General features: G+C 33.4%; 20 protein-coding genes. 10 read left to right on the top strand and 10 right to left on the bottom strand.

Going from position 1 to position 18503, the window contains the following annotated elements:
* Positions 1 to 23 precede the first annotated feature (23 nt).
* Genes Q1W72_RS15580 through Q1W72_RS15570 form a run of 3 tightly spaced genes read right to left on the bottom strand, consistent with a single transcriptional unit; the run spans position 24 to position 4037 of the window.
* Positions 24 to 2570: a carboxypeptidase-like regulatory domain-containing protein gene (locus Q1W72_RS15580; RefSeq protein ID WP_302136287.1), complete on the bottom strand. Its 2547-nt coding sequence runs from the start codon at positions 2568 to 2570 to the stop codon at positions 24 to 26.
* A complete protein-coding gene (locus Q1W72_RS15575; RefSeq protein ID WP_302136286.1) occupies positions 2571 to 3470 on the bottom strand; it encodes a FecR family protein in 900 nt (299 codons plus the stop codon).
* 45 nt (positions 3471 to 3515) lie between these two features.
* Positions 3516 to 4037 (bottom strand): RNA polymerase sigma factor, encoded by a 522-nt coding sequence (locus Q1W72_RS15570; RefSeq protein ID WP_302136284.1) that lies wholly within the window; start codon positions 4035 to 4037, stop codon positions 3516 to 3518.
* Between the two features lie 235 nt (positions 4038 to 4272).
* Here Q1W72_RS15570 and Q1W72_RS15565 point away from each other — a divergent pair, with 235 nt between their 5' ends.
* On the top strand, positions 4273 to 5304 hold the full coding sequence (locus tag Q1W72_RS15565; RefSeq protein ID WP_302136282.1) for a hypothetical protein: 1032 nt from the start codon (positions 4273 to 4275) through the stop codon (positions 5302 to 5304).
* Positions 5305 to 5446: 142 nt separating this feature from the next.
* Positions 5447 to 6166: a hypothetical protein gene (locus Q1W72_RS15560; RefSeq protein WP_302136280.1), complete on the top strand. Its 720-nt coding sequence runs from the start codon at positions 5447 to 5449 to the stop codon at positions 6164 to 6166.
* 303 nt (positions 6167 to 6469) lie between these two features.
* On the opposite strand, the gene Q1W72_RS15555 is transcribed toward Q1W72_RS15560, so the two are convergent.
* Complete coding sequence (locus Q1W72_RS15555) at positions 6470 to 6796, bottom strand: isochorismatase family protein (protein WP_302136278.1); 327 nt, start codon at positions 6794 to 6796, stop codon at positions 6470 to 6472.
* Positions 6797 to 7058: 262 nt separating this feature from the next.
* Between Q1W72_RS15555 and Q1W72_RS15550 the strand changes: the two genes are divergently transcribed.
* From Q1W72_RS15550 to Q1W72_RS15540, 3 genes are all read left to right on the top strand, one after another.
* A complete protein-coding gene (locus Q1W72_RS15550) occupies positions 7059 to 7889 on the top strand; it encodes an AraC family transcriptional regulator (protein ID WP_302136277.1) in 831 nt (276 codons plus the stop codon).
* Between the two features lie 81 nt (positions 7890 to 7970).
* A complete protein-coding gene (gene ygiD / locus Q1W72_RS15545; protein WP_302136275.1) occupies positions 7971 to 8861 on the top strand; it encodes a 4,5-DOPA dioxygenase extradiol in 891 nt (296 codons plus the stop codon).
* Positions 8858 to 9598: an alpha/beta hydrolase gene (locus Q1W72_RS15540; protein WP_302136274.1), complete on the top strand. Its 741-nt coding sequence runs from the start codon at positions 8858 to 8860 to the stop codon at positions 9596 to 9598. Before ygiD ends, Q1W72_RS15540 begins: the two co-directional genes overlap by 4 nt.
* Before the next feature lie 261 nt (positions 9599 to 9859).
* On the opposite strand, the gene istB is transcribed toward Q1W72_RS15540, so the two are convergent.
* Together istB and istA are read right to left on the bottom strand one after the other, a co-directional pair.
* A complete protein-coding gene (gene istB, locus Q1W72_RS15535; protein ID WP_113667236.1) occupies positions 9860 to 10597 on the bottom strand; it encodes an IS21-like element helper ATPase IstB in 738 nt (245 codons plus the stop codon).
* A gap of 17 nt (positions 10598 to 10614) precedes the next feature.
* Entirely contained in the window at positions 10615 to 12162 is a 1548-nt protein-coding gene (istA, locus tag Q1W72_RS15530; RefSeq protein ID WP_158730039.1) for an IS21 family transposase, read from the bottom strand.
* Between the two features lie 60 nt (positions 12163 to 12222).
* Here istA and Q1W72_RS15525 point away from each other — a divergent pair, with 60 nt between their 5' ends.
* The 4 genes from Q1W72_RS15525 to Q1W72_RS15510 all read left to right on the top strand — a co-directional run bounded on the left by Q1W72_RS15525 (position 12223) and on the right by Q1W72_RS15510 (position 14812).
* On the top strand, positions 12223 to 12753 hold the full coding sequence (locus Q1W72_RS15525) for a glycoside hydrolase domain-containing protein (protein ID WP_302136272.1): 531 nt from the start codon (positions 12223 to 12225) through the stop codon (positions 12751 to 12753).
* Between the two features lie 670 nt (positions 12754 to 13423).
* Entirely contained in the window at positions 13424 to 14179 is a 756-nt protein-coding gene (locus Q1W72_RS15520) for a hypothetical protein (RefSeq protein ID WP_302136270.1), read from the top strand.
* A 1-nt stretch (position 14180) separates the two neighbouring features.
* A complete protein-coding gene (locus Q1W72_RS15515) occupies positions 14181 to 14576 on the top strand; it encodes a DUF5675 family protein (RefSeq protein WP_302136269.1) in 396 nt (131 codons plus the stop codon).
* Between the two features lie 8 nt (positions 14577 to 14584).
* The gene (locus Q1W72_RS15510; RefSeq protein ID WP_367881671.1) at positions 14585 to 14812 is read left to right on the top strand and encodes a hypothetical protein; all 228 of its coding nucleotides are present in this window, start codon (positions 14585 to 14587) and stop codon (positions 14810 to 14812) included.
* A 244-nt stretch (positions 14813 to 15056) separates the two neighbouring features.
* Here the strand turns inward: Q1W72_RS15510 and Q1W72_RS15505 are convergent, their stop codons facing one another.
* A complete protein-coding gene (locus tag Q1W72_RS15505; RefSeq protein ID WP_302136268.1) occupies positions 15057 to 15236 on the bottom strand; it encodes a hypothetical protein in 180 nt (59 codons plus the stop codon).
* Positions 15237 to 15354: 118 nt separating this feature from the next.
* A complete protein-coding gene (locus Q1W72_RS15500) occupies positions 15355 to 15777 on the bottom strand; it encodes a hypothetical protein (RefSeq protein WP_302136266.1) in 423 nt (140 codons plus the stop codon).
* Between the two features lie 168 nt (positions 15778 to 15945).
* Here Q1W72_RS15500 and Q1W72_RS15495 point away from each other — a divergent pair, with 168 nt between their 5' ends.
* Positions 15946 to 16251, top strand: a complete 306-nt coding sequence (locus Q1W72_RS15495; protein WP_302136265.1) for a hypothetical protein — start codon at positions 15946 to 15948, stop codon at positions 16249 to 16251.
* Positions 16252 to 16669: 418 nt separating this feature from the next.
* Here the strand turns inward: Q1W72_RS15495 and Q1W72_RS15490 are convergent, their stop codons facing one another.
* Both Q1W72_RS15490 and Q1W72_RS15485 read right to left on the bottom strand, forming a co-directional pair.
* A complete protein-coding gene (locus Q1W72_RS15490) occupies positions 16670 to 17290 on the bottom strand; it encodes an NADAR family protein (protein WP_302136264.1) in 621 nt (206 codons plus the stop codon).
* A gap of 20 nt (positions 17291 to 17310) precedes the next feature.
* Entirely contained in the window at positions 17311 to 18369 is a 1059-nt protein-coding gene (locus Q1W72_RS15485; RefSeq protein ID WP_302136263.1) for a hypothetical protein, read from the bottom strand.
* Between the last annotated feature and the right edge of the window lie 134 nt (positions 18370 to 18503).

The following is an 18503-nucleotide window of genomic DNA, read 5'->3' as shown; positions in this document are numbered from 1 at the left end:
CAAATAACAACAACCGTCAAGGTTTAATACGTTATTCTAAAGCTTAAATTTGGAGTGCGTCGAAGTGAAAAAGTTTTTACATCTTCAATAGAATTAGTAACCGTATTTATTCTATAATATTCATTGATTTCATTTTTTCGATTAAATACATTCAATACAGAGAAACCTAGTTTGTATTGAATTTCATTCAAGCTTTCCCATTTGTATGTTGTCGAAAAATTAACTTGAAAAAAGTCATCTAAGACTTTATTATTTGGGGTATTGTAATCAATTTTTGGATTTGAGAAATTACTATAATTTATTGCTGAACTTATAGGAGTTGTTTTGGGTCTTCCAGAATACCATTTTGAACCCAATGCTATTTTTAGATTTTTTCTTTCATAGATTCCAGCCCAAGTGATAATTTGATCTAATTTAAAGTTGTTTGGAAATACAGGTTGCTCTAAATTTGGAAAGTGATAATTGTTATTATTATAAGTATAACTCAACCAAGTAATAAAATGATTTATTTTTTTTTGAACTAGCATTTCAATTCCTAAGACTTCATAATCACCATTAATTTTTACAAATTCTAATTGGTTTTGAAATCCTTGACTTGAGCTGTTAATTCCAGTTACTTTTTTATAAAAATTTTCTAAAGTAAATAACCAATTGTTTTTAGTATAAAACAAACTAATTGATGCTTGTTTGCTTTTTTGAATAGGAATAGTCGTATTGTTTGCCAATATCCACCTTCTTTTTTCTATTCCAAAATAATCTTTCTGCAGATCAATAACCTGATAACTATTTTGACTTTTGAATTCACCTAATACTTCTAAATTAAAATGTTTTGTGATAGCATAATTAAACTGCAATCTTGGTTCAAAAAGGTATTTTTTAAATTTTTCAATATAGTTTAATCGCAATCCTGTATTAAAATATATTTTGGATAAGGTATCGTTATATTTTCCCTCAACTATGAGCGCATGAGTTCGCAGAACTTCTTTAATTCTTCTGTAAAATATTGGGCTATTTATCTCATCTAAATTTATAGTGCCAATTTCGTTTAATTGATATCCATTATTAAAAGTAAATTTTGAAGTGATTATATGACTATTCTCAAGCTTAAAACCATTGTCTAACACTTTATTTTCCTGTCTTACAGTTTGATTATCTTGTATTTTGTTTTTTTGGGCATTAAGTTCATAGGACGAAGTGTAAACATTAAAATTGCTACTATTTTTTGCATTCCAATTTCGTTTCCACGAAAGATTACCTCCATGGTTTTTTTGAAATAAAATATTATTTTCCGACTGAATTATAGTATTAATTCTAGCTGTTTGAAAAACTTTAAGTTGATCATTTATAGTTATAAAGTCTAAAATAAGATGGTCTTTTTGTCCAATTTTTTGAGAATATTTGGCCGTAATATCGTAAAAATTAAATTTCTCGTCACTAGAATAATCTATATTTTGATTATTGGAAAAATTAGTAATACTTGTGTTTTGAAAAGCTTTATTATAATATTCTTTATAGGTAGGCGTTTTTACTAAATCAGTTATGGATTTTCTTCCGGCGATTTCCAAGAAACCTTTTTTGGTGACATTAAACCTTGAATAAATATCAGCATTAATCATATTTATTCCTGCACCAAAACTGTTTTCTTCAAATTTATTTGGGTTAGAGGAAATATCCACAACACTCGATACGCCTTCTCCAAAAAAAGCAGAACTTCCATTTTTAGTTATGGAAATAGTATGGGCTAAATTAGGATTGAACGCCGAAATTAATCCGAAAAAATGTCCCGTTTGATACATTTTTATTCCATTCCACAAAAATAAATTCTGATCATGCGTGCCACCTCTCACATTAATACTCGAAATACTTTCATCTGCACTATAAATACCAGGAATTTGCAACATGGTTTGTAAAACATCGGGTTCAATTAAACCGGGTAAGATTCCGAGTCTCTTTGGTTTTATTTCAAATGTTCCATCATTTTTTTTTGAAATTCCAGATGTCAAAAAATGATTCGCTATTATATTATTTAGTTCAGAAACTTCAACTTCAATATAAATTTTTAGGCAATTTTTATTTTGCAAATCAGGTACAGAAATTTTTTTAGTGGTAAATCCAATGCAACTAACCAATAAATCAGTTACCTTTTCTTTTTTTAGTTCAAAATATCCTTTTTCATTAGTTGAAGTACCGACACCATTTACAAACTTAATATTCACATTTTCCAATGGAGAATTATCTTCTTTCGAAAATACATATCCACAAATATTTTGTGCATCTAATGCATTATTGCTAAAAATATTAATGAATTTATTGTCTATATTTTCAAAGAAGAGATTGGTTTTTTTTTGAAGATAATTAATCTTCTTGCTCAAGGATAAAGATTTTTTTGGAGGTACAATTTTAAAAACAACTATTTCATTATCAATATAATTAAAATAAATGTGATGTTGTTTTTCTATGGATTGCAAAATATCTTTTAATGCAATCGCTTTGCTTCTGTCTTGGGCTTTTATACTCAAGGCAAAAACAAAGCAAAAAAATAAGACATAAATACGTTTAATAAAAACCATTTATTTTCCTTCAAAAATTATTTTGTTTGGAGCAATTTTATTCGGTTCTAAATGATAGGTAGTTGCAATAATTTGAAGGGCAACATCAAGATTGTCAATAGGAATTTTTCCAGTAAATAATTCATCAGAGTATTTTGCTTTCACTTCAATAGAAACGTTGTACTGCCTTTGAATTTCATCTAATATGTTGCGTAAATTTTCTATATTAAAAGCAATTGTGTTTTCTAGCCATTCCGGTTTAGAAGTATTAACGGTTGTGCTAATCTGCTTTCCATTTTCAAAAGTAACACTTTGCCCGTGGGTTAAAATTACCTCTTTATCTTTGTAATTTACTTTTACTCTTCCTTCAAAACAAGTTATATCAAAACGATTTTTCCTTACTTTAACATTGAATTGAGTTCCAAGAACGGCAACTTTTCCAAGATCAGTTGCAACTTCAAATTTTTTGCCTTTTGCTACTTTAAAATATGCTTCACCATCTAACTCAAGGTTTCTGTTATTGTTCCAATTCCATTTTTTATATTCAATTTCTGAACCAGCATTCAAAACTACTTGAGAATTATCTGGTAACGAAAAAGTGGTTCTTTTACCATTAGGTGCATATTGGGTTTGTAAGGCAAAATTTTGCATCATAAATGTAATTCCTAACCCGATAACTAAAACGGCAGCCACTTTAAACAGCCAGTTTTTGTACAAAGGAATCACTTTAGGCGCAATTTTTTTATGACTAATAACATGTTCTAAAACTTTCGCTTCATTAAAATCCGGTACTTCTAAATGAGCAGTATAGTTTTTAATTTTTTCATATTTTTCATAGTCAGGATTAGCTTTAAATTCAGTTAATTCGGCTTCTGTCAATTCGTTGTTTAGCCACTTTGCTAAAATGTGATTCTCTTCCATTGTATTAATCTTATTATGTTTAAAACAAGTAAAAACAAATTTACCCTACTTTATAATATCAATTTCTTTTCTCAGTTCAACTAAAGCCAAATGTATTCGCTTTTCTACTGCTTTAACACTTATATTTAATTCTTCTGCAATTTCGCTATATTTTTTGCCGTCTATTCGATGCATCAAAAATGCAACTCGCTGTGTTTCATTCAAATTTTCAATTGATTTTAAGAGCTTGCTTTTGAATTGCTTTTCTTCGAGTATAAATTCCGGGTTTTCATTTGTTTTATCAAGACCGGTAAAATTCTTTTCATATTCCAAAACTACTTTTTGATGTGCAATTTCGTTAAGAGAGTTATTATTTGCAATTATATATATATAAGATTTCGCTTTTTCAATGGGGACCGCAGCACAATTTTGCCAGAGTTTAATGAAAGCTTCTTGGGTTAAATCGTCGGCTTGGTCTTTGTTTCCATATTTATAAAAAAGAAAATTGCGAAGTGCTTTCGCATGACTTTTGAAAAATATTGAAAAAATAATTTTATCGCAAGTGTTTGATAATGAATTTATTGTCATTTATTTCGTAATTTTTTACTTTACAAAGATATATTTATTTTTAAATTTTGGTAGGGTAATGTTGATGTAAGCTGTTTTACTATTAAACCGTTAATTTTTTAATATGAAATAAGCGTAATGAAAACTTGCTATAAAAACCGACGCGGATATACGAAGCGGAGTTCGATGACACAAAAAAAACTATATAAAAAGTCATCAATTCTATATTCCATTAAAAAACCAATATTAGCTACATATGAAAACAATTAAATATTTATTAATGAGCTTTGCAGCAATAGTATTTATTTCTTGTCAAAATGAGGAAACATTGATTATTCAAGATACTACTCAAAACTTAATGGCCGTATCTCCTCTTACGAGTTTGATTTCTAGGGTGTCACAAAACCCTACTTCAAAGGATAATGTTTTGGATAATTCTAGTTGTTTTAATGTTCATTTGCCAGTTATTATTATTGTAAATGGAAAACAAATTACAGTATCTGACCAAAATGATTATGTAACAGTTCAATCTGCATTAGATGCTTTTTCAAATGATGATGATATTGTAAACTTTGTTTATCCAATAACGATTCAATATCAAAATTTCAAAACTCAACTGATTACAAATTCTGATCAATTAGATGATGTTATTGATAATTGTGATGAAGATGATGGGTTTGATGAGATTGACTGTATACATATAAATTACCCAATAAAGATTAATATTTATAATTCAGATAATCAAATTGCAAATACGATTACTATTCAAAACGATACCGATTTATATAACTTTTTAGAAGATATAGAAAGCAATGTGTTTATTTCTATCAACTATCCAGTTTCTATTACAAACTTTAATGGTCAAAATGTTGTAATTACAAATAACTCTGATTTTGAAAACAGTATAGAAGATGGGATTAAAGATTGTAATACTAATTCAAGCACTGGAGGAAATCAGAATTTCACTTCGATTTTGACAGATGGAACATGGCATGTTTCTTACTATTTTGACGACACTGATGAAACTTCAAATTACAATGGTTATAATTTTGCTTTCAATTCTAATGGGACTGTTGTGGCTGTAAAAGGAACAAATAATATTGGAGGAACTTGGTCAACTTTTGTAAATAGTGGTCAAGATATGTTTCTGTTAAAATTTGATGACAGTAAATTAGATGAATTGAAAGACGATTGGAAAATTACGGAATACACAACTACTAACGTTAGACTGAAAAATAAAAGCAGTAGCGATGGAGAAACTGATTATCTGTATTTTACTAAAAACTAATTAAAACTAAATATAAACCCTATTAATTACTTTAAATTTCAAAGAACTATTTTTTATAAATGCATTTATTAAAATCATTTGCCAAGAACATTAATTAATAACCCTAATTATATATTACTTAACCTTTAAAAAAATGAAAAAAATGAAAAAAACAACAATTTTAGCATTACTTGTCATTATGATAAGTTCTTGTACGGATAATCCATCTACAAGCGGAAATGTGACATTAAAAGCTTCGGCCGTTTCTGCAACAGGAAAAACTTCTACCACTGCTCGTACAGCTGCATCAACAGTGGTGATCACGGATTTTAAAATAAACATTGGTAAGATAAAATTTGAACTAGATGAAGAAGGTGAAATGCATCATACAGATTCTATTTATGATGATGATGTAAAACTTGTAGGCCCCTTTTTATTAGATCTGCTTGATCCAAACAAAACTTTGAGTCAATTTATTACTTCTGTTAATATTCCAAATGCCAAGTATGAGGAAATTAAATTTAAGTTTGAAAAAAGTATTATGCCCGGCGAAATGGAAGGTAAAACTTTTTTAATTAAAGGGACAATAAACGGTAAAAACTTTATCATCTGGAGTGGCAAAGATGCTGAACTTGAAATGGATTTTGCAGATCCAACTAAAGATTTTACAGTTAATAGTAATGACGTAACTCTTAATATTAAAATACAACTTGATGCTCTAATGGCAAAATTAACAACTTTAGCTAATCAGAACCTATTGCTAGATACCGATGGAGATGGTGTTATCGAAATTAGTACCGATAACGATGATGGACATCATGATATTGGAGAGCAAATAAGAGATTTGTTAGAAAATGAATGTGACTTGGATGACAAGGACTAATTAAAAACGGATTTATTAAAAAAGAGGCTATCTTTAAAAGGTAGTCTCTTTTCTTATTTCTATCCTTGACGAACCTTTAGATAAATAACATTCTGTTTCATAAATTGAGGTGTTTATTTAAAGTGCCAAGGTAAGAAAAATGTTAGAGATAACTGACGGCAACTTTTATCTCAAGGTAGTTATTTATGAACAGAAAAAGGGTCATATAAATTTTATGGGGATTAAGCAAAAAGTTTTTCCATTCTAAAGAGAAAGAATTTTACATCTACCACCCCTCTTTGATTTGCTCTAAAGAGTTTTATTTTAGAATTTGTCCCGTCCTGAAAATCCGTCCAGGCTCAATGCATTCTTACGGGCAAACATTTTTGTATCCTTCATCATCTTTTCAATAGGCCCGCCAAATTCCCATCCATAGTCTGTCGGATAATAATAATAATAATAATAATGCGGAGAAATAAAAACTTCAAACCCGTTTTGTTTAGCAGCCTGAAAAAGTTTTTCAAGGTTTTCTACGGTTTTATTTTCCCGAATGCTGTCGCCTACCAATCCCCAGGCGATTCCTTTCTCACTTAACACGTCATTTTGTGGGTCAGTGACAACCACTGCTGTATTGTTTTTATTGAGTTCCATAATATTTGAGTTTTAATGCTGTTATTTTGTGATGATTAAAGGCAGTGATTATTATTTTAAAATACTTATATTTAATGGGTTGTCATTCTTAAAAAGGTAACTTCTTAAACTAGATTAATCCTTTACCGTGTTTCAATTTTATAATTTTATAAAACACTTGTTCATTTCAGGTAAACAGATATATAAGGCCTCACATAAGCGATAATGAGCTAAAACTTATTATAAATATAATTACCTTTAACACCTCCTTAAAAAACAGACAATGACGGAAATTTTTAAAATGTTTCGTGTTACAGCGGCAGAATCGGAGAAGATAATGCATTCTGTGAATGAGCCCCATGCCCACACTTTTGAAGAACTCATCATAGGTGGGCAAGGTCAACTGGAACATTTTATAGATTTTAAATCCCACTTGATGGACGCACCTTTTATTAGTTTTGTAACTCAGAGAAAAATTCATCGCGTCAAGCCGCTTCTTAAAGATGGCCAATGCGATATGTGGGTATTAAGGTTCAATAGTGAATTTATTGCAGAAACTACCTTCAGCCTTTACGCATCATTCCACGACAAGGCCAACATCTCAATGCAGAGTACTAAATGCTTTGAGAAATTAGACACCATCTGCAAAATAATTTTTGAGGAATATCTGCAAGATGCTCCTGACCTGGCCGTAATCAGACAATTACTAAGTGCCCTTTTTACTATCATAGAATCCGAACGCCGAAAGCTGAATCTGGACAATGATGAGTCTAAGAAAATACAAGGCTCCACTTTTAAAAATTTCTTAAGACTATTGGAAGCACATTATAAGGAACCTAAGGATGTCAATTTTTATGCAGATAAACTTTTTATGAGCTCACGTAATCTGAACCTTATCTGCCAAAATATATTACAGCAAAGTGTTTCGGAAATTATCGAAATCCGCAAACTTACAGAGGCCAAGAATCTCTTGATGTCCACTGATAAGAATGTGGCCGAAATAGGTTATGAACTTGGGTTTAATGAAAAAAGCTATTTTACCCATGCTTTTAAACGTAAGGCAGGTATGACTCCTACTGAGTTCAGGGAAGAAATGCAGAAGATGCTTTCCTAAAAACACAACCATTCTTCCGAAAATCGTTACCCTTACCTTGTCATTATTCCCCAACTTTGTATCATTAAAAATTGATGCATTATGAAAAGAAAAGATTTTTTAAAAACCATGGCAATTTTACCTTTGGGAGCTGCTGCGATGCAACTCAGCTCCCTTAAAACAGCCACTGATGCTTTTGGTCCTACCGAAAGGATGCCCGTCCTTTTTCTTGGACACGGTAATCCGATGAATGCTTTGGCCGATAACAGTTTTACACAAGGTTTTCAACAAATAGCCAAAACACTACCAAAACCAAGGGCTATTCTCTGTATATCAGCTCACTGGGAAACCAAGGGGACTTTTGTAACAGCAATGCAAAAACCTGAGACCATCCATGATTTTGGCGGTTTCCCAAAACAACTTTTCGACCTTCAATATCCAGCTCCAGGCAGTCCCGAACTTGCACTGGAAACACAGCAGCTAATCACTTCCACGGCTGTAGGACTCAGTAACGACTGGGGACTGGATCACGGCTGCTGGTCAGTGATAAAATTCCTGTATCCTAATGCAGATATTCCTGTGGTAGAGATGAGTATCGACTATACCAAGCCTGCTTCCTATCATTACGAACTGGGGAAAGAGCTGGCTGCACTAAGACGCAAAGGCGTACTTATAGTTGGCAGTGGAAATTCTGTACACAATTTGCAGCTTGCAGCCTGGGATAAAATGATGGTTCCCGGATATGCTTACGAATGGGCACATATTGCAAATGAAAAAATGAAAAAAATGATTTTGGAAGATGACCACCAGTCTCTTATCAATTTTGACAAACAGGGACGCGAATTCGAGCTGGCTGTACCGACTCCTGAACATTATATTCCAATGCTTTATACATTGGCACTGAAAGAAAAAGATGAAAAGGCTACTGTTTTCAATGACGCCTTGGTAGCCGGATCACTCAATATGCTGTCTATTAAAATAGACAAAGCATGATTATAAAAAAACATTTTTGGATATGCATTAGTATCCTTATTTTAATTTCAATCTTTAGCTTTACCATTATGAATTCCAGCAAAGAACAGCCCAAACTGCATTACCTAGTAAGACAGCCCAAAATAAAAATTACACATCCTCCTCTGTTGTTACTATTACATGGAGTGGGTGGAAATGAACAAAACCTTTTTTCTTTTGCAAACGATTTACCGGAGAATTATTTAGTGGTATCAGCCCGTGGCCCGCTTACTTTAGGACCTGAAAGCTATGCCTGGTTTCAGGTAAATTTTAGCACCGGACGCCCGCAGATAAACGAACAGCAGGCTGAAGACGCGAGAGTAACTATTCTTGATTTTATTGAAAGTCTGAAAAACGAACTTGATTTTGATGGTAAGCAAGTTTATTTAATGGGATTCAGCCAGGGAGGCATAATGAGTTACAGTGTGGCTCTTACTGCACCTGAAAAAATCAAAGGAATTGCTGTAATGAGCGGCAGGCTCCTTCCTGAGGTTAAACCACTAATTGCTGATGAGAAACGTCTTGAAAAACTTAAAATTTTCATTTCTCATGGCAGACAAGATGCGGTACTGCAGTTCCCATATGCAACTGATGCTCAAGCCTACCTTCAAACAAAGGGGATAAAGCCTGAATTCCACCAATATGATGAGGGTCATAGTATAAATAAGCAAATGTTTGATGACGTAGATCTATGGTTAAAAACAAATACTACGCACTAATAATTTGCTTCATCTATGCAAATACTAAAAATATTCGCTTTATGATAAAGTGGGTATTTTTTTGAAAGATGTTTTTCCAACTTAATGGTCACAAGCTTAAATGCAAATTCCAGTGATATTGACCACCCAATTCCAATTTAAAGTGAGCACCTGATTCCAATTCAAAATGACCACCCAATTCCGGGGCAAAATGACCACCCCATTTTTCATTAAAAACTACTCTTTTTCATCTGTTAATTAGTGTTCAAATATACTTAAATATTATCCTTTGTTTATCCCTCTTTTTTTTCTCATAGATTCTCCATGTAATTCGAGTCGATGAGATTGATGTATCAGCCTATCCAAAATTGCATCAGCTATGGTTTTTTCTCCAATGATGTCATACCAGCCTTGCACTGGGATTTGTGAGGTTACAATGATAGAACCGTTATTATGCCTGTCTTCAATGATCTCTAAAAGGGTAATTCGGTTACTGCTATCCAAAGCTTGGAGTCCAAAATCGTCTAATATAATAACATCTTGCCGTTCTATTTTGGCCAATTCTCTCAGGTAAGAACCATCTGCTTTGGCCATTTTTAATTTAGCAAACAGCTTCGAAGTATTAAAATAACTTACTTTAAAACCTTGGATACAGGCTTGATAACCTAATGCTGTGCCTAAATAACTTTTGCCTACACCAGTGCTTCCCGTTATTAAAATGTTTTCATTTTTTTCGACAAATTCACATTCTGCCAGACGCAGTATGGTATTTCGATCCAGATTACGGGTTTGGTCAAAATTGATACTTTCAATATTTGATTTGTAATGGAATCGGGCGTTGGTGATACTGCGGGCAATACGCCGATTGTGCCTTTCATCCCATTCGGCATCAATAAGCATCGATACAAACTGATCGAGCGTGTAATGGTCTGTTTTTCCGCTTTCAATGGCTGTTTTAAAAGCATTGTGCATGCCGTAAAGCTTCATTTGTTTCATTTTTGTTACTGTGGATTCATTCATGATTACTGTGTTTTAATTTAATTATAATACTGTTTTCCTCTTATGTTAGCGTGAATTGGAAGTTCCTGCTCAGGTTCTTGTTCAAATTCGATATGATCTAAGTTGTTTTCTAAAATATTTTGAATGGTCTTAAAATTGTAAATTTTAAAATCAAGTGCCCGCTTACAGGCATTTATTAATCGCTCTTTCCCTACCTTTTTCTCGAAGTTTAATATTCCCAAACAACTTTTATAAGCCTGTTCAGGATGGTTTCTACTTTCAATTATTTGCATAATATATTCTGCTACTGACTCGTCAATACTACTGGCCCAATCAATGAAGCGGGCAGCACTCCACTGAGCTACAAATTGATGCGTGCTAGCCATATGTTCCGGGATTGTGGTATAGATATAAGGTTTGTAATTCCTTGGATGGATGGCTATTCGATTGTATTTGTGATAGATCTCTACCGTTGATTTGGTATACAATAGTTTCGCTTTTTTCTTGACATATTGATACGGAACGCTATAGTAATTTTTGTCCTGACTTAATTGAACATGCCCATTTTGCATTACTGTTGCAAAGGATTGGTATTTGATTTCAAAACGTTCTTGTGGTAATGGACTTAGTTTTTGTTGTTCATCTTCTAAAAATAATTCTATCCGAGAGTACGGACGTCCTGTGAGTTTTCGACTGTTATGAGCATCCAATAAATCCCATATTTGCTGGTTTAATTCTTCCAGAGAAAAGAATTTAGTTTCTTTTAGATTTACATAAATCCTTCGATACAAGATCTTAACAGCTCCTTCAACCAATGATTTGTCTCGGGGTTTATAAGCCCTGGCAGGCAAGATTGTAGTTTGGTAATGTTCGGCTAAATCAGCCAAGGTTTCATTAATGGTGGGTTCAAAACGACTGCTTTTTATCACTGCAGATTTTAAATTATCCGGAACAATTGCCGCAGGAGTACCTTCAAAAAAACGCATAGCATTTTCTACCGATGTAACAAAATCTTCCTTTTGTTGGCTCATGGAAGCTTCGGCATAGGTGTATTGACTGGCTCCTAATATGGCTACAAAAAATTGTACTTCTTTAATTTCTCCCGTGTCTTTATCAATGATGGAGAGTGTTTTTCCAGCATAATCCACATACATTTTATCACCCGCTTTGTGATTCATGTGCATCACTGGATTGACTCGTTTGCTCCATATTTTATAATGATGTCCAAATTGCGAGCTTCGGTAACCATTAGGATTTAGGACAATATATTGCTCCCACATGTGCTGTATGGTAACGCCAACTTTTTTTAGTTCGCGTTCCATTTTAGGAAAAAAATCATAAAGAAGCTGCAGTTTGGGACTGATTGATTCCACGGTAGTGTGTGAGAACAAAAGTTCTAACTCAGCATCAGTTTTTTCACTAATTACTTCAAAACTTAATCCTAGCACTTCAAATAAAGAAATATACTTCTTTACCGTATTTCTAGAAAGAGATAAGTACTTACTTATGAATAACTTACTTTTTCCGTTACAGTAGAACTTAATTGCTTTTCTAATTTTACTCATGTCTGTTATTTTGTTTGCCATAATCCGTCTTTTTTTAACGAATGTATGGTGCTAACAACATGAAAAAGTAAGTAGTTTTTGATGATCAATTGTACCCCAAAATTAGGTGGTCAATTTGAACTGGAAAGTGGTGGTCAGTTTGCTCCGAAACTGGTGGTCAATTTGCACTGGAATAGGATGGTCAATTTGACTGGTTTTTCCAATAACAGTAAAGGGATTGATTCCTATATTGGAAGGATCTATAAGAACGAACCTCAAGCTTATGTCCGCACTATGGATGATGATGCCGGTACGATGTCATCCTGGTTTGTTATGCGCAGTATAGGTCTGTCTCCGGCAAATATTGGAAGTCCCATTTACTATTTGACCGCTCCGATCTTTGAGACCGTAAAATTAAATTGGGAAAACGGAAAATCATTTCATATTAAAGTTCGTAATTACAATAAAAATCACTTTTATATTCAATCGGCTCGTTTAAACGGTCAGCCTTTATTTAGAAATTGGTTGTCGCAGGAAGAGATTAGTAATGGTGGAACCCTAATCATTGAAACTGGAGTATTACCTAATAAAAAGTGGGGAATTGAGGATCAGTGGATTTCAAAAACAGAGTAATACAATTGATTAATAAATTAGGTATAAGTATTTTTTTTGCTTAAGATCCTTTACTCCATAAAACGAGAAGCCTAGTTGAAAGTTCGGGCTTCTCGTTTTTACTTATAAATTGCAATAGCTATTCAGATTAATTATTTTAAAAGGTTTAAAACAATTCCTAACCAATTATCAGTGGTTCGACCTGTTCCATTTTTAGGCTCGTGTATTGGCAAAATTCCTCGATTGACACTAATTCATTCTGGAGCTTATTGAGCTCCTTTCTTATGTTTTGTAATATTCTAATACTCTGACGGTAACTCTTTCCAGTTATTCGTTGTATATCTTTTGGGTAGATACATAATCTCTTGTTTTCGGTTCTCATACTCTATCTATAGCTTTGATTGGGCTTTGCTTAACTTGAAACCTCTATGTTCAAGTTCTTGTGCTCCATAAAAATAGTAAATAATTCCTTTCGTACAGAAGCGGCAATTTACTCCTATTTATGATGGGTGTAAATGGTATTTATGTCGATTTCTGCCATTTGTGTCACAAAGTGACATATGGAATAGGGGAGTCTTTTTTATGTGGTTTAATTGACTAAAATTTGTTTCATAATCAATCGAACGGTGTTGCAACAGGATGATGATTGAAAGAGTTTTAAGTAAAAAAATTAATCTAAATTTTAGCAATTATGGCAAGACAGAAAGGCATAATTAAATTGAAAGGTACTATCGGAGATATTACTTTTTATAAAACCCAGGACGGTCATTTGGCGCGTGAAAAAGGTGGAATTGACGCTAGCAGAATTAAGAATGATCCTGCTTTTCAGAGAACCCGTGAAAATGGGTCTGAATTTGGAAGAGCCGGAAAAGCTGGAAAAATTTTAAGAACGGCTTTGAGAGCTGTTTTGATAAATTCTGCTGACGGTAGAATGGTAAGTCGACTTACCCAGCAAATGGTCAAAGTTATTCAGGCTGATGTTGTCAGTGAAAGAGGATTGCGAAATGTTATCGATGGAGAAGCAGAATTGCTATCGGGTTTTGAGTTCAACATTAGAGGGAAATTGGGAACCAGTTTATTTGCTCCTTTTGTGGGAACAATTGACCGTGCTACGGGAACTATAACCGTTGATTTAGCTCCTTTTGTTCCAACGAATATGATTGCAGCTCCAAGTGGATCTACTCACTTTAAAATTATTTCAGCAGGTGCAGAAATTGATTTTGAAGCAGAAACTTTTGTTGTTACCAATTCAGAAACTGCCATTCTACCATGGGATGCTGTTCCAACAGTTGCTATCAGTCAAACTAATCCAGTAACTCCAGCGAGTACAAAACCTTTGTTTTTGGCTTTGGGAGTTGAGTTTTATCAAGAAGTAAATGGGCAAATGTATTCCTTAAAAAATGGTGCCTACAACCCATTGGCATTGGCACAAGTAAGCGGATTGTAAGATGGTTTTGGTATTAACCAGAACTTATTTCCCTGATGGAACAAACGGAAAACTCGAATATGAGGGCAAATTCATCTGTTCTACAATTGAATTGCCTTGGATAAATAATGAGAAAAGGGTTTCCTGCATTCCGGAAGGGAAATATTTATTAAAAAAGCGCTATAGTCGGAAATTTCAATGGCATATTGAGGTGGTTGCTGTAAAAAACAGAAGTTTTATTTTGTTTCATCCAGCCAATAATGCTCAAAAAGAATTGAATGGTTGTATTGCTCCTGTAACGAAACTTTCCGGGCCTGGTTTAGGTCTGATGTCTCGAAAAGCTTTTGCTAAAGTGAAAAACTTAGTTTATAAAGCTTTGGAAAAAGGCGAAAGTGTTGAATTGATTGTTAAATCTTAAATTCATAGATGATGAATGTAATAAAAAGAGCGAAAGCTCCAACTCCAAAATTTTTCAAAGTGCTTCGAAATATAGGATTGGCATTGGCTGCTGTTGGCGGAACTGTTTTGGCCGCACCTGTTGCTTTGCCGGTTGTTATTAGTTCAATTGCGGGTTATTTGGCTGTTGCTGGAGGTGTATTATCGGCAGTTAGTCAGATTACCACTATCAGCGAAGATGCTAATGCAAGTCAGTAATCCAACATTAATTGGTACCGCTGGCGGTACTTTTTTGAGTATTGTACCGAATTTACATTCGGAAGATGTTTTGAAAACTGTTTTATTAGCAACGATTGGAGCAATAGTCAGTTTTGGAATATCAATGGTGCTCAAATTTTTTATCAAGAAGCACAAAAAATAGTTTAATTCGAGTTGTGGTGACCTAGAATTAGACATTAAAATGCCCTTTCCGATTGGATTGGGCATTTTTTATTTCTAAAAATTAATTTTCTTCAAATAAGTTTAAAGTAACTTCTTCAATAACTACTTCAGCACAAGAACAATACAGCCCATTGTATTTTGCACTGTCAATTGCCTTATTTCTGCTATCGAATACTCCAAAGCAAACTCTTGATGCTTTGGTTTTCCAAATATCGGTTTGGTATAAAATAAAAAGTTTCATATATGTATAGTTTAATTTTTATCGGTCAGATATGTTATCGCCTTATATTTATTGGTGTTTGTTTGCAACAAACAAGTTGTTAGTGACGATTTCATTTTTAATTGCTTTAAGTTTATAATTATTTCCTACAATACCGGTACAAAATGACTCTTCGTAAGTCATTTATAAGATTTATATTTTCATGAAATTGCTTTTCCTTTTGCTCTAAAAGTTTGAGAGCGGCAACATTTTTTATATGTTCATCATGCTCCTGCATCATCAGATTAGCTTTTGTATAAAACTCGTTTTTGAAGTCCGGAAGTCGTAAAAATGGAATTACGGATCCAACTAGTGACTGATGCCAAAAGTTTGTTTTCCATAGACTATAAGCCAACCAATATACTGTTTCGGCATCTTCTTCGTTTTGAAATAGGATAACAAAGCTATTGGTAAAAGGTTCTTTTTGAGGCTTGCCACTGTTCATCCCTTTGTTGAGAATGAAGATTTGGTTTGTTCTGTAAATTGCATTTTTTTGATGTGTTTTAATGATGAAATTTGGCATGGTACATTGGTGTTAGGGATTCGACCTTAATTTTTTGAAAAGAAAAAAGAGAAAAAAAGAAAGCCGTTATAACAGCAGAAATGACGAACGAAAATGGAGGGCGACCCTGAAACTGGTTTTTAAACATACCCTGAAACATGTTCAGGGTGAACCGACTGAAAGTGAGGAATGGATGCTATGTTTGCTGGATTTTTTTCTTTTTCTTTTCAAGAAATTGTACTATCGTCTTTGTTAAGTTCTTTTTGGAACGTTGTTATGGAAACGGCAATCAAACACCCCCAAGCACCGGAACAAAGAATAATTGAAGCGGAAGCGGAGATTATTTATTGTGAGGAGCGCAGTGGCGGGGTTGCGGCAATCGAACAGCCACCTGAAGCCGAGAATTGTAGCTGGCGAGGAACGAGACGCAAAATGAAGGAGAAAGAGCGTGAAACGGCGGGGAAAAAACATAAGATAGCCAGAGGCGTTCCTTGATTTAGGGCAAAGTGAAGTTTTACGGAACGGCGCCAACCCCGATGGCTGTGCGAAGGAGCAACCGCTGAAAAAATAAAGGGCGACAGACATGATACTGCTGGAATGCAGTGGAACGGAGCCTGCGGAGTGTAACGAAATGAAGCGGTATTGTGGCTGTAGTAGCCCTGCCGAACGCAGGAAGTGAACGTGTGAAGATGAGGAACGAAACAGTGCAAAAAAACAGCTGCTTATTTTCAAGCTGCTGTTTTTTTTAGTACTGTAAAGTGCCTGCGGAATGGAGGGAAACCTAACTAATGATAAAGTGTACTGAGGTTATAGTATCATAAAATATTCTGATGAAAAAATAAGGATGACTGACTGGAGCTGCCGAACAGAACAAAGAGAACGACCGAAGAGAGACGAATTGATTGCTAGTGTGTTAGGCGTAATCTAAGTCAAAAAGAAATTTGTTTTTAAACTCCATTTCTGGATTGCAAACTGTTTCAATTTCGGAACCATAAAGCATAAAACCATTTATATTTATAGGAAAAACACAATCAATAGTATTGTTTTTATGAATATATTCAGACCGCAATTGCATTAATAACCTTCCTAGTGCATTTTTGCCTTTTAAAGTATTATTTCCATCAGGAACTACAGCCCAATCTTTATCCTTGTGTGATAATTCAACAATTGCATTATCTCGAGTTTTTCTTAATAGATTAGAAAATTTCTCAGAGTTTTGAGAAAGTTTTACTTTTAATACCCAATACATTATATCATATTTTACTTCTTCCCAATCTTGTCTTGTGTGGTCATTGTATTTACGACTAATCATTTTAGCCGTCATAGGACTGTTTTGATTTATAATTTCTTCTTGAATATGAGGGAACAAGGGAAATCTACAAGCTTGATATAAAGCTTCAGCAGAAGGAATAATTACATCATTAACACGCAGAGAATACCCTGGAGCCATATTTGATAATCCTCCAAATTCTTCTTTAGTGCTTTTAAAAGCAATAACCTCAGAACTGTTATATATTCTTTCTGAAACTTTCATACTGCAAATTAATGAAAAAATTAATTAGTTCCTCTATTTTTAAGACAAAATAATGGAATCCATTCGTGCCCAGGCACATCCCACCAAAATACAATTGGGCAAGTATTTGATATATTTCGCCATGTAAAGAACAACGTACCCGTACCTAAAGTACGATGTGATTTAACGGTATCACCAAGTGGTCTTTTTCGAGGATCAGGATCAGCCTTTTTGATTTTTTGAATTAGCTCTAACCCTTTTTCTAATATTATATTTTCAAAACGTATTCTGTTTGCAGGACTAGAAAAAAAGATTTCCTTAGTTGGTAAATTTACTGGCCTGAAAGCAGCAATGCTAGTATTCTCTCCTTCAAGTGATGCTAAATATTCTAAAATTTCCTTAGGCTGTTTTTCTATAGGATAAATACAATTTAATGCTTGCTTTTCTGCAACCCATTTCGGTTTCAGTTGATTTTCTATTTTATAATCAAATCCTACTAACAAAAAATTTTTAATTTTATCGTCAAAAGCTTTCATCAATCTCCATTCGATATTATCAAATCCTAATTTATGATAACAAAATAAACTCAAAGCTATTGTTTTTTCTTTGTTTAATACCTTTTTGAGGTTGTTTGATTCTGATAACCAATTTGATAGGTCTTTATAGACAGTTCCACCAGTAGCTAATACATCATCGAAGTAGATATAATGCTTTTTAGGTTGGTCAATTAATAAATCGTAATTAATTCCAAAATGTTTATCAAGAATTTCTTTGACAACTGGAAGAATTTCTTTTTGGCTTTTCTCAGCTTTCTGAACATCAATAAAATGCGTATTCATGATAAATTCCTGCATTGTCTGATATTTGTAAAAAGCTTGAAAGTCGACTAAACGCTTTTCTAGTAATTCGATTGCTTTACTTTTTGAAATGTAAATTTGAGGTAGAAAATGCAACAATTCAGAAAGAATAAATTCTGCGTCATCACCAAATTGGTTTGCCCAATTTATGATATGCTCAACTGACATTTTATGTTTTGTCTCAGGGTTGTCACAATGATAATCTTGTAGAATCTCAAATATTTTTACGACGGTTTCTTGCATTTATTGTTGAGCTTTTTAAAGCAGTAAAGCTACTAAGTATTTTTTAACTATTTTTTATTTTTTGATAGCTTTAATTCGCATTAAAAACTTCAACATATTTTTTGAATGAACCTATTTGAATTTTAGTAGTTTTC

This window comes from Flavobacterium sp. ZE23DGlu08 (genome assembly GCF_030505335.1).
Taxonomy (GTDB): domain Bacteria; phylum Bacteroidota; class Bacteroidia; order Flavobacteriales; family Flavobacteriaceae; genus Flavobacterium; species Flavobacterium algoritolerans.
The sequence above is the reverse complement of the archived record's forward strand: the minus strand, read 5'-3'. Positions and strand labels throughout refer to the sequence as shown.

Excerpts from the sequence above, each read along its gene's own strand:
- Q1W72_RS15580 (WP_302136287.1), bottom strand. The coding sequence starts at position 2,570 with ATGGTTTTTATTAAACGTATTTATGTCTTATTTTTTTGCTTTGTTTTT.
- Q1W72_RS15575 (WP_302136286.1), bottom strand. The coding sequence starts at position 3,470 with ATGGAAGAGAATCACATTTTAGCAAAGTGGCTAAACAACGAATTGACA.
- Q1W72_RS15570 (WP_302136284.1), bottom strand. The coding sequence starts at position 4,037 with ATGACAATAAATTCATTATCAAACACTTGCGATAAAATTATTTTTTCA.
- Q1W72_RS15565 (WP_302136282.1), top strand. The coding sequence starts at position 4,273 with ATGAAAACAATTAAATATTTATTAATGAGCTTTGCAGCAATAGTATTT.
- Q1W72_RS15560 (WP_302136280.1), top strand. The coding sequence starts at position 5,447 with ATGAAAAAAACAACAATTTTAGCATTACTTGTCATTATGATAAGTTCT.
- Q1W72_RS15555 (WP_302136278.1), bottom strand. The coding sequence starts at position 6,796 with ATGGAACTCAATAAAAACAATACAGCAGTGGTTGTCACTGACCCACAA.
- Q1W72_RS15550 (WP_302136277.1), top strand. The coding sequence starts at position 7,059 with ATGACGGAAATTTTTAAAATGTTTCGTGTTACAGCGGCAGAATCGGAG.
- ygiD (WP_302136275.1), top strand. The coding sequence starts at position 7,971 with ATGAAAAGAAAAGATTTTTTAAAAACCATGGCAATTTTACCTTTGGGA.
- Q1W72_RS15540 (WP_302136274.1), top strand. The coding sequence starts at position 8,858 with ATGATTATAAAAAAACATTTTTGGATATGCATTAGTATCCTTATTTTA.
- istB (WP_113667236.1), bottom strand. The coding sequence starts at position 10,597 with ATGAATGAATCCACAGTAACAAAAATGAAACAAATGAAGCTTTACGGC.
- istA (WP_158730039.1), bottom strand. The coding sequence starts at position 12,162 with ATGGCAAACAAAATAACAGACATGAGTAAAATTAGAAAAGCAATTAAG.
- Q1W72_RS15525 (WP_302136272.1), top strand. The coding sequence starts at position 12,223 with ATGATCAATTGTACCCCAAAATTAGGTGGTCAATTTGAACTGGAAAGT.
- Q1W72_RS15520 (WP_302136270.1), top strand. The coding sequence starts at position 13,424 with ATGGCAAGACAGAAAGGCATAATTAAATTGAAAGGTACTATCGGAGAT.
- Q1W72_RS15515 (WP_302136269.1), top strand. The coding sequence starts at position 14,181 with ATGGTTTTGGTATTAACCAGAACTTATTTCCCTGATGGAACAAACGGA.
- Q1W72_RS15510 (WP_367881671.1), top strand. The coding sequence starts at position 14,585 with ATGATGAATGTAATAAAAAGAGCGAAAGCTCCAACTCCAAAATTTTTC.
- Q1W72_RS15505 (WP_302136268.1), bottom strand. The coding sequence starts at position 15,236 with ATGAAACTTTTTATTTTATACCAAACCGATATTTGGAAAACCAAAGCA.
- Q1W72_RS15500 (WP_302136266.1), bottom strand. The coding sequence starts at position 15,777 with ATGCCAAATTTCATCATTAAAACACATCAAAAAAATGCAATTTACAGA.
- Q1W72_RS15495 (WP_302136265.1), top strand. The coding sequence starts at position 15,946 with ATGGATGCTATGTTTGCTGGATTTTTTTCTTTTTCTTTTCAAGAAATT.
- Q1W72_RS15490 (WP_302136264.1), bottom strand. The coding sequence starts at position 17,290 with ATGAAAGTTTCAGAAAGAATATATAACAGTTCTGAGGTTATTGCTTTT.
- Q1W72_RS15485 (WP_302136263.1), bottom strand. The coding sequence starts at position 18,369 with ATGCAAGAAACCGTCGTAAAAATATTTGAGATTCTACAAGATTATCAT.